Here is a 13,664-nt window from a genome sequence, read left to right as displayed (position 1 = left end):
CGTCAATTGATGGCATTGATGGGCTGAAAGGCCCTTTTTTCCTGAGCACCTCAGAAAAACAAATGCCCCGACAAGTCGGGGCATTTGTTTTTTGGCCTTGGCCGGCTGTGTTTTCACACAGTCTGTCCATGGCCCGCCTTTCAATGTGTGCCCGCTTCAGGGCATGAACGAGAAGATGATCGCCGAAAGCGCCACTAAACCGATCACAACCACGAACACATTCGACAACTGTCCAGAGTACTGGCGCAACGCAGGCACCCGGCGAATTGCATACATCGGCATCAGGAACAGCAGGCAGGCGATGATTGGCCCGCCCAGAGTTTCGATCATCCCGAGGATGCTCGGATTGAAGGTCGCCACGGCCCAGCAAGTGAGCACCATGAACAGCGCCGTCGCACGGTTCAGCCAGCTCGCCGACATGACTTGGCCACGGCTGCGCAGGCTTTTCACGATCAAACCCTGAAAGCCTTCGCTGGCGCCGATGTAGTGGCCGAGGAAGGATTTGGTGATGGCCACCAGTGCGATCAACGGCGCGGCGTAAGCGATCACGGGTGTCTGAAAATGGTTGGCCAGATACGACAGTATCGAGATGTTCTGCGCCTTGGCGGCTGCCAGGTCAGCCGGCGATAAGGCCAGCACGCAACTGAAGCAAAAGAACATCACCGTCAGCACCATCATGCTGTGGGCGATCGCGAGAATGCCGCTGCTCTTGCGCTCGGCCTGAGCGCCGTAACGCTGCTTCTGGTCGACGGCGAACGCGGAAATGATCGGTGAATGGTTGAACGAGAACACCATCACCGGAATCGCCAGCCACAGTGTTTTGAAGAACATCGGCAACGGCATACCTTCGCTGGCCGAGGCAAAGAACGAACCGTTCCAGTTGGGGATCAGGCTCAAGCCGAGCAGCAGAAGGGCGGCGACGAACGGGTAAACCAGCACGCTCATAGCCCTGACGATCACACCCTGGCCGCAACGTACGATGGTCATCAAACCGAGGATCAGCAGCAGCGAAAGGATTGCCCGTGGTGGCGGTGCGATGTGTAACTGATGTTCCATGAAGCTGGTCAAGGTGTTGGTCAGCGCCACGCTGTACACCAGCAGGATCGGGAAGATCGCGAAGAAATACAGCAGCGTTATCAGCTTGCCGGCGCCGACACCGAAGTGTTCTTCAACCACTTCAGTGATGTCGCCGGAACGTCCGGACAATACGAAGCGGGTCAGGCCTCGGTGGGCGAAGAAAGTCATCGGGAAGGCCAGCAGCGCCAGCACCAACAGCGGCCAGAAACCGCCCACGCCAGCATTGATCGGCAGGAACAGCGTACCGGCCCCGATGGCCGTGCCGTAGAGGCCGAGCATCCAGGTGGTGTCGTGTTTACTCCAGCTTTTGCTGGTTGCGCGAGCCGCTCGTGAAACGTCTATAGCGGGATTTTCGGCAGCAGGTGTACGTACATCGGTCATCGGTATCGCCTCATTATTGTTTTTACTGGGGCTCACGGAGAAAGGACGGTTAAGAAATACTCGTTAGCATTCCACCCAGCTCACAGCCAGGCCGCCTCGTGAAGTTTCTTTGTATTTGTCATGCATATCGGCGCCGGTATCACGCATGGTGCGGATCACCCGGTCCAGGGATATGAAGTGTTTGCCGTCGCCGCGCAGGGCCATTTGGGTGGCGTTGATCGCCTTTACCGCGGCAATTGCGTTGCGCTCGATACACGGCACTTGAACCAGCCCGCCGACCGGGTCGCAGGTCAGCCCGAGGTTGTGTTCCAGGCCGATCTCGGCGGCGTTTTCCAGTTGTTCGGGGGTGGCGCCAAGGATATCGGCGAGTCCGGCGGCGGCCATCGCGCAGGCTGAACCGACTTCACCCTGACAGCCGACTTCAGCGCCGGAGATTGAGGCGTTTTTCTTGCACAGAATGCCCACCGCTGCAGCGCCGAGAAAGAACGCCACGACATCGTCGTCGCAGGCTTCGGGATTGAATTTCATGTAGTAATGCAGCACCGCCGGGATGATCCCGGCAGCGCCGTTGGTCGGCGCAGTGACCATGCGCCCGCCGGCGGCGTTTTCTTCGTTCACGGCCAGGGCGAAGAGGTTGACCCACTCCATCGCCGACAACGTCGAACTGATGACATTCGGCTTACCGATTTCCAGCAGGCTACGGTGCAATTTCGCTGCGCGACGCGGCACATCCAGGCCCCCCGGCAAAATGCCTTCGTGGCGCAGACCTTGCTCGACGCACTCGCGCATCACCGACCAGATGTGCAACAGGCCGCTGCGGATTTCAGCGTCGCTGCGCCAGGCTCGCTCGTTGGCCATCATCAGTTCGGAAACCCGCAGGCCATGCTGCTTGCAGAGGGAGAGCAGTTGCGCGGCGCTGGAAAAATCGTAAGGCAACTCGACATCGCTGGCGGGGGAGACACCCGATTCGGCTTCGGCCGCTTCGACGATGAAACCGCCACCGACCGAGTAGTACGTCTGTTCCCAGAGCTCAGCGCTTTCGCCAAAGGCTGTGAGAGACATGGCGTTCGGGTGGTAAGGCAGGCTTTCGTCGAGCAGCAGCAAGTCGCGCTGCCAATCGAAGGCAATGGTCGAACGACCGGCCAGGGACAGTTCGCCGGACTCGCGCAACTGCTGGATGCGTGGGCCGATGGTGGTGGGGTCAATGCTGTCGGGCCATTCGCCCATCAGTCCCATCACGCAGGCACGGTCGGTCGCATGGCCGACGCCAGTGGCGGACAACGAACCGTACAAGCGGATTTCTACCCGTCGGACGTTATCCAATAAACCTTGGTCAAACAGAGATTGGGCGAAGGTCGCGGCGGCCCGCATAGGACCGACGGTATGGGAGCTGGACGGCCCGATACCGACCTTGAATAGATCGAAAACACTGATAGCCATGCTAAACCCTTACAAGCAATGGAGTAGGAATCGCTGCCATGTTTTGTAGGACGAGCGCAATGTCGGCGATACTGCCTACCTCGGTCAGCACTGACCAACGAAACTTCCTAAGACAGCCTTTAGCAGGACTAAACGATGAGTCGTCAACTTCATGCCCAGACGTACGTCTGGTTGCATGTGTTTTCTTGCGCAGCGCGGCACTTGTCGTTCACCCGATGTGCGGAAGAGCTGCACATCACCCCAGGGGCGGTTAGCCAACAGATTCGGCAGCTGGAGGAACGCTTGGGTTTTCGACTTTTTCATCGGCGCGCCCGAGGCGTGGAACTGAGCGCTGAAGGTCAGCGTTTGGCGGTTTCCGTCAACGAGGCCTACGGCAGCATCGATGCTGAATTGCGGCGCCTGGATGCCGGGCAGATCAGCGGGACATTGCGGCTGCGTTCGATTCCGTCGTTTCTCAGTAAATGGCTGACGCCACGGTTGCCGCGTTTGCAGCAGCGCTTCCCGGATATCCAGTTGCGGCTGGTGGCCGAGGACAGCAGCGTGGCGTTGCATGAAGGCGACTTCGATCTGGCCATCGACCTCAACGACGGCAGTTACCCCGGTTTGTTATCCACAGCCTTGCTCGATGAGCAGATTTTCCCGGTCTGTGCTCCAGGCCTGCTGCGCGGCCGACCGCCCCTGCATGGGCCGGCGGACTTGGTGCATTTTCCGTTGTTGCACGACATCACCGCCTGGCGCGGCAGTTATGAATACGCGGAATGGGAGTTCTACCTGAATGCCATTGGCTTTGAAGGCGCGGATGTCCGGCGTGGGCATACCTTCAATCGCAACCATCTGACAATTGAGGCGGCGATCGCTGGCATGGGCGTGGCCATTGCCCGACGCACGCTGCTCAATGACGAACTGGAGCGCGGCACCTTGATCGTGCCATTCGGCCTCGCGGTGCCCAATCACAAGCGCTATGTGCTGCTTTATGCGCCGGGCGCGCTCAGTCATCCGGGCGTGCGGGCGGTGCACGATTGGCTGGTAGAGGAGGCAGTGATTTTTCGCAGTATGCACCCGCTGGGCGAGGGGCAATTGTGAGGAATTGGGAGGGGAAGCCGGGGCGACCCAACTCCCGACATTAACAGTGCTTTTGCCTGTTGTCCGGCTTTTTTTGCGAATGAAAATTTATCTTTTTTTAGGGGTTGAATTGTTCTGCGCGCAGCCCGACTCTGTAAGTAAGAGGTCACGGTCATCACGCCTCAAGGCGTTACCGGGGAACCTCTCGCGAGCTAGCTGAAATAAGGGATGAACTATGCAAATCCAAGTCAATAGCGATAACCATATTCAAAGCAGCATCCGACTGGAGGAGTGGGTACGTACTACCATTGAGAGCACGCTCGAACGTTACGAAGAAGACCTGACACGGGTCGAGGTTCACCTACGGGACGAGAACGGTGACAAGCCCGGTCCCCACGATATGCGCTGCCAACTTGAGGCGCGGCCAAAAGGCCATCAACCGATTTCGGTCACCCATAAAGCCGATACGCTGGACCAGGCGATCGAAGGTGCAGCCACCAAGCTTGAACATGCGCTGGAACACATGTTCGGCAAACTGCGCAACAAACGCGCCGCAGCGGCGGCAAATGAAGATGGCGGTCAGGCAGACGCGCTACTTGAAGAAGAATTTCTGGAAAATGAACAGGCCGCGCTCAATAGCTGACGCCTGACACTTCTTTACCACCCCAATGAAAACGGGCCTGCAATTGCAGGCCCGTTTTGTTTTTGGCGATGGCTGTTCGATCTGGAGATGATCCTGATCGTTCCCACGCTCCGGCGTGGGAATGCCTCACTGGACGCTCCGCGTCCGCTCTGGATGTGACGCGGAGCGTCACGGGCTGCATTCCCACGCAGAGCGTGGGAACGATCATCAAACCTCAAAGATTACGCGCGATGCTGAAGGCACCTCGTCGATACCTTTTGTGTATGAGAATATTTATCATTAGTATTGGCGGCTTGTTGATCCAGGTCCGGCAATAGTCAGCCGCTGGATGCCACTCTTTGATTGAGCCAGCTTTTGATGATCACTACGCCCCCCGAATCCCAGGACGCTGACAGCGCTGAAACCTTGGGCGGTCGCGCGTATTTCCTGCAGGTGTTTTTGTCTCAGCGTCCGCAGATGGAAGCGCTGGTCAGCCGCCGGGTAGGCTGTCGCGCGACGGCGGCGGATCTGGTGCAGGACTTGTTCCTGCGTTTCTGGCGCCGGCCATTGGTGCAGGTCGAAGAACTCAGCACCTATTTACTGCGTTGTGCCGGCAACATCGCCATCGACCATTTGCGCAGCGAAGGTGCGCGGGTGCGGGTCAACGAAGGTTGGCTGCCGGAGCAACAGCACAATCAAGGCACTGAGCCACAAGCGGCGCTGGAAGCTGGCAATGATCTGCGCCATGTGGAAGCCGCATTGCGCAGTTTGCCGGAGCGTACGCGGCAGATCTTTCTGCTCAATCGCATTCACGGCCGCAAATACGCCGAGATCGCCAAGGCCATGGGGTTGTCCCAAAGTGCCGTGGAAAAACATATGATGCGCGCCCTCGAGGCCTGCAAGGCGAGTCTGCGGGAACCTTCGATACCGCGCACGCTAAGGAAAGCACCGTGATCAACACTGCCCGCGTCACTCCGACGCCCGCTCAGGAACAAGCTGCATTGGCCTGGCTGAGTCTGTTGCATGACCAGCCGAGCAGTGGCGATCAGGCCACATTCAGCCGCTGGTTGCAGGCCGACCCGGCTCACCTCGAGGCCTACGCCCCGGCCCAGGTGGTGTGGGAGTTGAGCGAAGTGCCAGCGAGCAAACTGGCTCAGGAAGAAGCCTTCGCCTTGCAGGGTTACCTCAATGCGATGAACCGTTCCAGGCGCAGCTCACTGCGACGCTGGTCCGGCGCCTTGGCCATGGCCGTCTGTTTATTGTTGATGATTTCCCTGGGCGCCGGTTGGCAGCCCTCTCGCTGGATCGATGATTTTGGGGCGGACTATGTCTCGGCGCCGGGCGAAGTGCGTACCGTCACCCTGGCCGATCAGTCGCAAGTCACCCTGGATGCCGACAGCGCCATCGCCGTGGATTTCAGCCGTGGAGAGCGGCATATCCAGCTGCGTCGTGGCGCCGGTTTTTTCAGTGTGACCCATACCGGCGAACCGTTCGTGGTTGAAGCCGAAAAGGGTGAGACACGGGTGCTCGGCACCCAGTTTGAAGTGCGGCTGCAACCGGCGGGCGCGCAGGTGACGGTGTTGTCGGGCCGGGTTGGCGTGACGGCTGACAAGGGCGCAGCGCAACAAATTCTGACGGCCGGCCAGCAAGTGGCCTATGCCTCGGGTACTGCTGAGCGTTTGCATGCGGTCGACAGCGAAGCGCAACTCGCCTGGCGTCAGGGCTGGCTGAATTACTACAAGGCACCGCTGGCCGACGTGGTGAAAGACTTGGGGCGTTATTACCCGGGACGGATTGTTCTGCTCAATGAGGAACTGGCTGCCCGCCGGGTCAGCGGCAGCTTTCCGAGCAAGGATCCGCAGCGGGTGTTGAATTCCCTGCAAGGGGTGTTGGGGTTTGAGCAGCACACATTGTTGGGGCGAATGATTATTTTGCGTTGAAGCCTACCGTCAGAACATCGTGAAGATCGTTCCCACGCTCTGCGTGGGAATGCCTCACTGGACGCTCCGCGTCCGCTTTGGCAGTGACGCAGAGCGTCACGGGATGCATTCCCACGCGGGAGCGTGGGAACGATCTTCACTCCACAGAAATATTTTCAACTTTCTCGTGAGGTAAACCCGATTGCCATCCGTGTAGTGTTTGAAAGTGCGATTCATTCGCATCCGTAGCGTTTCTACACACAGGTCATGAGCAATGAAGTCCAGGGCAAAGTCGGCGGCAGGCGGTTTGGTTAAACAGTGGCTGGGTGCCTCGGCACTGGCCGTTTCGGGTTTGGCACTGTTGCCGCTGAGTATGGCATTGGCCGCAGATGCAGCCAGTGCGCAACACAGTGCACTGTTCAACTTCGCGATCGCCACCAAACCGTTGCCTCAGGCGTTGAGCGACTTCAGCCGGGTCACGGGCATCAGCGTGATCTACACCGACGAAGCGCCTTACGGCATCACAGCGCCGGCGATCAGTGGCCAGTTGAGTGACGAGCAGGCCATGCAACGCCTGTTGAGCAACTCCGGTTTCACTTTCCGTCGCACAGACGCCCACACCCTGGCCCTCGAACCGCTGCCTACCGAAGGCGCGTTGAGCCTGGGCGCAACCACCATCACCTCGGTTGTGCAGCAGCCGATGAGCTATCAGCCGCCGCCCACCAGTTCGGTGATGCGCTCCCAAGCGTTGCTGCAAGAAATTCCACAGACCGTCAACGTAATCCCGGCCCAGGTGATCCGCGACCAGGCCCCGCGCAATCTGGATGACGCGCTGGCGAACGTCAGTGGCATTACCCAGGGCAACACCTTGGGCGGTACTCAGGATTCGGTGATGACTCGCGGCTTTGGTGACAACCGTAACGGCTCGATCATGCGCGATGGCATGCCGGTGGTGCAGGGCCGTGGCTTGAACGCCTCGGTGGATCGGGTCGAAGTACTCAAGGGGCCAGCATCCTTGCTGTATGGCATTCAAGACCCGGGCGGCGTGGTGAACATGGTCAGTAAGAAGCCCGAGCTGGCGCAATACAACGCCTTGACCCTGCGCGGTTCGACCTATGGCTCTGGTAAGAATGGCAGCGGCGGCAGCCTGGACAGCACGGGCGCGCTGGGGGATTCGGGATTGGCGTACCGGATGGTCCTGGACCATGAAGACGAAGACTACTGGCGCAATTTCGGCACCCACCGCGAGTCCCTGATTGCGCCGTCTCTGGCCTGGTTTGGCGAAAGCACCCAGCTGTTATTTGCCTATGAACACCGCGAATTTCTCTCGCCGTTCGACCGTGGTACGGCCATCGATCCCAACACCAACCATCCGCTGGACATTCCCCGTGGCCGGCGTCTGGACGAGCCATTCAACACTATGGAGGGGCGTTCGGACCTGTATCACTTCGAAGCCGACCACGACCTGAGCGACAACTGGAAAGCCCACTTCGGCTACAGCTGGAACCGCGAAACTTATGACGCCAGCCAGGTCCGGGTCACCGCTATCGACACCCATAAGGGCACGCTGACCCGCAGCATGGACGGCACCCAGGACGCCATCAGCACCGACCGTTTCGCCACGGCCAGCCTTGAAGGCAAGGTCGACGTCGCGGGGATGCAACATGACCTGGTGTTTGGCCTCGATGACGAATACCGCAAGATCTACCGCGCCGACCTGATCCGTCAGAAAAGCCTGACGACCTTCAGTTACACCGACCCGGTGTATGGTCGTGAAGTGGCAGGCACTACCGTCAGCCCGGCTGACAGCGCTCAGACGGATTTGCTGCGCAGCGATTCGGTGTTCCTGCAGGACTCGATTCACCTCACCGATCAGTGGATTCTGGTGGGCGGCGCGCGCTTCCAGGAGTACGACCAGTACGCTGGCAAGGGCCAACCGTTCAAGGCCAACACCGACAGCAACGGGCAGAAATGGGTGCCGCGCGCCGGGCTGGTGTATCGCTACACCGATGAGCTGTCGTTCTACGGCAGCTACACCGAATCGTTCAAACCCAACTCGACCATCGCACCCCTCAGCGGCAGCACTGTGGTACTCGACGGCTCCGTGGCGCCGGAAGAAGCCAAGTCCTGGGAGCTGGGCGCCAAGCTCGACATGCCGGGTCGTGTGACCGGCAACATCGCGCTGTTCGACATCAAAAAACGCAACGTGCTGGTGTCCAACTCCGAAGGCCCGACGACGATTTACAGCGCCGCCGGAGAAGTGCGTTCCCGTGGTCTGGAAGTGGATCTGGCCGGTCAGTTGAGTGATCGCTGGAGCATGATCGGCAGCTATGCCTACACCGATGCCGAAGTGACCGATGACCCGACCTACCAAGGCAAACGCCTGCAAAACGTGGCGAAAAACAGCGGTTCGCTGTCGGCGGTCTATGACTTCGGCACCATCGTCGGCGGTGACCAGCTGCGGGTCGGCGCCGGTGCACGGTATGTCGGTGAACGCGCCGGTAATGCAGTGAACGACTTCGACCTGCCGAGCTACACCGTGGCCGATGCCTTCGCCACCTACGACACCAAAGTCGAAGGGCAGAAGGTCAAGTTCCAGCTCAACGTGAAGAACCTGTTTGACCGCACCTACTACACCTCAGCGGCCAGCCGGTTCTTTGTGTCGATGGGAGATTCGCGGCAGGTGTCGTTGTCCAGCACGCTGGAATTCTGAAGGTAGACCGCGTCATCGTTCATCGCGAGCAAGCTCGCTCCCACATTGGATCTGCGTCGTTCACAAATCCCCTGTGGGAGCGAGCTTGCTCGCGAAGGCGGCTGCACAGACACCGAAATCCTCAGGGTCGCCGCACTACCGCAAAAACGCCTGTCGGTATTCGCCGGGCGTTCCACCCAAGGCCTGACGAAACCGGTTGGTGAAATGGCTGGCGCTGGCAAACCCACAGGCCAGCGCGATATCGCCCAGCGGCTGTGAGGTCGTGCGTAGCAACTGTCGCGCATGGGCCAGACGCCGCGCCAACACGTATTGATGGGGCGGCAAGCCAAAGCTTTCACGGAACATCCGCGCAAAGTGATATTCCGACAGCGCACAGCGCCCGGCCAGTTGCCCAAGGCTGATGGGCTCGGCCAATTGGCTGTCGATGTATTCCACCAATTGCCGCCGTTGGTGCGCGGCTAACCCGCCCTTGAGGCGCAAACCCTGGCGCTGCCCGACCTGGCTGAGCAACGTGTGGCTGAGCAGTTCGTGGGCCACGCTGCTGGTCAGCAGACGCTCGCCGGGTTCGTCCCAGTTCAGCTGGATCAATTGCCGAAACCGTCGAGCTTGCACCGGGTCGTCGAGGAAGGTGCTTTCCTGCAATTGCAATTCACGGGGTTCGCGGTCCAGCAGGGTGACGCAACCGAGGGCAAATTGTTCCGGGCTGAAGTACAGGTGGGCCAGGCGGATTTCGCCGTTGATCACCCAGGCTGACTGGTGTTCGGCGGGCAGGATGCAGAGTTTGTCCGGGCCACCCTTGGTGCCGGGATGTTCACGGCGAAAGGTGCCGGTGCCGCCGGCGATATAACAGGACAAGGTGTGATGGCTCGGCGCCTCGTAGTCCTGGGCGTCGTGATGGTTGCTCCACAGGGCTGCAGCCATGCCGTCACCGAGCTCGGCGCTGTGCTCCAGACGAGCATTGGGCGAGCGGTTCAGGGCTTGAAAGACTTGCAGGTTTTCCAGTGTGGGCATGATCGTTCTCTCCAACGCCTTGCATCCTACTCCGTAGCCTTGGCGCTGAGAGCCCGGGATCCGACAAAAGCGCAAGTTTATGCAAGCGCGTTCGGGCGTTGCCGACTGAGACTGGTCGCCATATTCAGGAGTCCTCGCCATGAACATCACGTTATACCTGCTCACCGTTCTGATCTGGGGCACCACCTGGATCGCCCTCAAGCTGCAACTGGGCGTGGTGGCGATTCCGGTGTCGATCGTCTACCGCTTCGGACTGGCGGCGCTGGTGCTATTCGTCCTGCTGCTGCTCAGCCGTCGCTTGCAAGTGATGAATCGGCGCGGGCATCTGATCTGCCTGGCCCAGGGCTTGTGCCTGTTCTGCGTGAACTTCATGTGCTTTCTGTACGCCAGCCAATGGATTCCCAGCGGCCTGGTCGCCGTGGTGTTTTCCACCGCGACGCTGTGGAATGCCCTGAATGCGCGGGTGTTCTTCGGCCAGAAGGTCGCGCGCAATGTGTTGATGGGCGGCGCGCTGGGCCTGCTGGGTTTGGGCTTTTTGTTCTGGCCCGAACTGGTTGGCCATACCGCCAGTCCGCAAACCTTGCTCGGTCTTGGGTTGGCGCTGCTGGGGACGATGTGCTTCTCGGCTGGCAACATGCTGTCGAGCCTGCAACAGAAAGCCGGTCTTAAACCCCTGACCACCAACGCCTGGGGCATGGCCTATGGGGCTGCGATGCTGTCGGTCTATTGCCTGGTCAAGGGCATTCCCTTCGACGTGGAATGGAACACCCGTTACATCGGTTCGTTGCTGTATCTAGTGATTCCGGGCTCTGTGATTGGCTTCACCGCCTACCTCACCTTGGTCGGGCGCATGGGGCCGGAGCGTGCAGCGTATTGCACCGTGTTGTTCCCGGTGGTGGCGCTAAACGTTTCGGCGTTCGCTGAGGGTTACCAGTGGACCGCGCCGGCCCTTGCCGGCTTGGTACTGGTGATGCTGGGCAACGTGCTGGTGTTTCGCAAACCCAAGCCGCTGGTGATCGGGACAAGCAAACTGGCGTGAAAGATCGGCTGCCGCCTCGCGGCAGCCGACTGTTTCAACCTTTCCACACCTGCGGGTTGACCAGATCCTGCGGCCGCTCACCCAGCAATGCGCTGCGCAGGTTGGCCAGGGCGCGGTTGGCCATGGCTTCGCGGGTTTCATGGGTGGCTGAGCCGATATGCGGCAAGGTCACGGCGTTTTTCAGCTGGAACAACGGCGACTCGGCCAGCGGTTCCTTCTCGTAGACATCCAGCCCGGCGCCGCGAATCCGGTTGTTTTGCAACGCTTCGATCAGCGCCGGCTCGTCGACCACCGGCCCGCGGGAGATGTTCACCAGAATCGCGCTCGGCTTCATCAATGCCAGTTCGCGATGGCTGATCAGGTGTTTGGTTTTTTCACTGAGCGGCACGACCAGGCAGACGAAGTCGGCTTCGGCCAGCAACTGATCGAGGCTGCGGAACTGGGCACCCAGTTCCTGTTCCAGTTCGGTCTTGCGGCTGTTGCCGCTGTAGATCACCGGCATGTTGAAACCCAAACGCCCACGACGGGCGATGGCCGCGCCGATGTTGCCCATGCCGACGATGCCCAGAGTTTTGCCATGCACATCGCAGCCAAACAGCGGTGCGCCGACGGTGGCTTGCCATTGCCCGGCCTTGGTCCAGGCGTCCAGTTCGGCGACGCGCCGGGCGCTGCTCATCAACAGCGCGAACGCCAGGTCAGCCGTGCTTTCGGTGAGCACGTCCGGGGTGTTGGTGAGCATGATCCCGCGTTCGTTGAAATAGGCCAGATCGTAGTTGTCATAGCCGACCGAAACGCTTGCGACCACTTCCAGCCTGGTAGCGTTTTCAAGCTGTGCCCGCCCGAGCTTGCGACCGACGCCGATTAAACCGTGGGCATCTGGCAGGGCCTCGTTGAACTGCGCGTTGATGTCGCCGAGCTTGGGGTTCGGCACGATCACATTGAAGTCCTGCTGCAGACGCTCGACCATTTCGGGCGTGACACGGCTGAAGGCAAGTACGGTCTTTTTCATGGGAGAAGGGCTCGTCGGGCGGAGGAGAATGCTAAGCAAGCTATCATTTTTGCCGGGGGCGCGCGAGGCCCTGTGGGAGCGGGCTTGCCCGCGAAGAACGATGACGCACAATACCTGAAACACCGCGGTGTTCGCTTCGCGGGCAAGCCCACTCCCACAGGGGGGCATCGCTCACCTCGCCACATTCGATCGCATACATCCTTGAGATCAATTCGCCAACCGTGCCCCATTCATGCTCCCACTCAACTCATACGCCGCCAGCTCCGCTTGATGCGCCGCAAGAATCTCCGGCAGCGAACCGCGCAGGTACTCGACCCAGGTTTTGATCTTGGCGTCCAGGTACTGGCGAGAAGGGTAGATGGCGTACAGGTTCAGCTCTTGCGAGCGATAGTTCGGCATGACCCGCACCAGAGTGCCGTTGCGCAGGCCTTCGATGGCCGCGTAGACCGGCAGCACGCCAACCCCCATGCCGCTGGTGATGGCGGTTTTCATCGCGTCGGCCGAGTTCACCAAAAACGGTGAGCTGTTGATGGTGACCATCTCCTGGCCTTCCGGGCCATCGAATACCCACTTCTCCAGCGGAATCACCGGGCTCACCAGACGTAGGCAGGCATGGTTCAGCAGATCGCTGGGTTTCTGTGCGCAGCCGTTGGCTTTGACGTAGGCCGGCGAGGCGCAAACGATGCTGTAGGTGATGCCCAGGCGTTGCGAGACGAAACCCGAATCCGGCAGCTCGCTGGCGAGCACGATGGACACGTCGTAACCCTCGTCCAGCAAATCCGGTACACGGTTGGCCATGGTCAGGTCGAAGGTCACGTCCGGATGAGTCTTGCGATAGCGGGCGATGGCGTCGATCACGAAGTGCTGACCAATGCCGGTCATGGTGTGCACTTTCAACTGCCCGGCGGGCCGCGCGTGGGCGTCGCTGGCCTCCGCTTCGGCTTCCTCGACATAGGCGAGAATCTGTTCGCAGCGCAGCAAATAGCGTTTGCCAGCCTCGGTCAGGGCGATGCGCCGGGTGGTGCGGTTGAGCAGGCGGGTTTGCAGGTGGGCCTCAAGGGTGGAGACCGCGCGCGAGACGTTGGCCGTCGTTGTATCAAGCTGCACGGCGGCGGCGGTGAAGCTGCCGGCTTCGGCCACACAACTGAAGGCGCGCATATTTTGCAAAGTGTCCATGGGGTGCTCTCAAGGCAGATGGCAAATTGTGACACGAAGTTACCGGTTTCTGGGACCCGACCAACGGATTATCGCGTTAACGGTAACAAAGATTCACAGGAATCCCGGCTTATCGGCATCCCGGCCGCCCCCTAGAATTGCGCCATTGTGGGAGCGGGCTTGCTCGCGATGGCATCACCGCGGTCATTCAGGCACACCGCGGTGATGCCATCGCG

Annotated in this window: 11 protein-coding genes; 6 read left to right on the top strand and 5 right to left on the bottom strand. The window is 60.1% G+C overall.

Translation table 11 applies throughout. The features are described from left to right. Nucleotides 1-156: 156 nt before the first annotated feature. Nucleotides 157-1,458 (bottom strand): serine/threonine transporter, encoded by a 1,302-nt coding sequence (locus ACN1C3_RS33030; protein ID WP_419119921.1) that lies wholly within the window; start codon nt 1,456-1,458, stop codon nt 157-159. 63 nt (nt 1,459-1,521) lie between these two features. Next, a complete protein-coding gene (locus ACN1C3_RS33025) occupies nt 1,522-2,898 on the bottom strand; it encodes an L-serine ammonia-lyase (RefSeq protein WP_419119920.1) in 1,377 nt (458 codons plus the stop codon). A 135-nt stretch (nt 2,899-3,033) separates the two neighbouring features. On the opposite strand from ACN1C3_RS33025, the gene ACN1C3_RS33020 reads away from it, so the two are divergent. From ACN1C3_RS33020 to ACN1C3_RS33000, 5 genes are all read left to right on the top strand, one after another. After that, nucleotides 3,034-3,981 (top strand): LysR substrate-binding domain-containing protein, encoded by a 948-nt coding sequence (locus ACN1C3_RS33020; RefSeq protein WP_419119919.1) that lies wholly within the window; start codon nt 3,034-3,036, stop codon nt 3,979-3,981. A gap of 214 nt (nt 3,982-4,195) precedes the next feature. Further along, a complete protein-coding gene (locus ACN1C3_RS33015; RefSeq protein WP_419119918.1) occupies nt 4,196-4,603 on the top strand; it encodes an HPF/RaiA family ribosome-associated protein in 408 nt (135 codons plus the stop codon). 354 nt (nt 4,604-4,957) lie between these two features. Then, complete coding sequence (locus ACN1C3_RS33010) at nt 4,958-5,536, top strand: RNA polymerase sigma factor (protein ID WP_419119922.1); 579 nt, start codon at nt 4,958-4,960, stop codon at nt 5,534-5,536. Next, entirely contained in the window at nt 5,533-6,522 is a 990-nt protein-coding gene (locus ACN1C3_RS33005) for a FecR family protein (protein WP_419119917.1), read from the top strand. The genes ACN1C3_RS33010 and ACN1C3_RS33005 overlap by 4 nt, the downstream gene beginning before the upstream one ends. A gap of 253 nt (nt 6,523-6,775) precedes the next feature. Next, nucleotides 6,776-9,214 (top strand): TonB-dependent siderophore receptor, encoded by a 2,439-nt coding sequence (locus tag ACN1C3_RS33000; RefSeq protein WP_419119916.1) that lies wholly within the window; start codon nt 6,776-6,778, stop codon nt 9,212-9,214. A gap of 135 nt (nt 9,215-9,349) precedes the next feature. Here ACN1C3_RS33000 and ACN1C3_RS32995 read toward each other — a convergent pair whose 3' ends face one another. After that, nucleotides 9,350-10,225, bottom strand: coding sequence for a helix-turn-helix domain-containing protein (locus ACN1C3_RS32995; protein WP_419119915.1), 876 nt, complete (start codon nt 10,223-10,225; stop codon nt 9,350-9,352). 139 nt (nt 10,226-10,364) lie between these two features. On the opposite strand from ACN1C3_RS32995, the gene ACN1C3_RS32990 reads away from it, so the two are divergent. Beyond that, nucleotides 10,365-11,264 carry a DMT family transporter gene (locus ACN1C3_RS32990; RefSeq protein WP_419119914.1) on the top strand — a complete coding sequence of 300 codons (900 nt, stop codon included), beginning with the start codon at nt 10,365-10,367 and terminating at the stop codon, nt 11,262-11,264. Between the two features lie 34 nt (nt 11,265-11,298). On the opposite strand, the gene ACN1C3_RS32985 is transcribed toward ACN1C3_RS32990, so the two are convergent. Both ACN1C3_RS32985 and ACN1C3_RS32980 read right to left on the bottom strand, forming a co-directional pair. Continuing rightward, a complete protein-coding gene (locus ACN1C3_RS32985; RefSeq protein ID WP_419119913.1) occupies nt 11,299-12,273 on the bottom strand; it encodes a 2-hydroxyacid dehydrogenase in 975 nt (324 codons plus the stop codon). Between the two features lie 207 nt (nt 12,274-12,480). Next, entirely contained in the window at nt 12,481-13,449 is a 969-nt protein-coding gene (locus ACN1C3_RS32980) for a LysR family transcriptional regulator (RefSeq protein WP_419119912.1), read from the bottom strand. Between the last annotated feature and the right edge of the window lie 215 nt (nt 13,450-13,664).

This window comes from Pseudomonas sp. H11T01 (assembly GCF_048515765.1).
In the GTDB taxonomy this organism is placed as follows: Bacteria; Pseudomonadota; Gammaproteobacteria; order Pseudomonadales; family Pseudomonadaceae; genus Aquipseudomonas.
The sequence above is the reverse complement of the archived record's forward strand: the minus strand, read 5'-3'. Positions and strand labels throughout refer to the sequence as shown.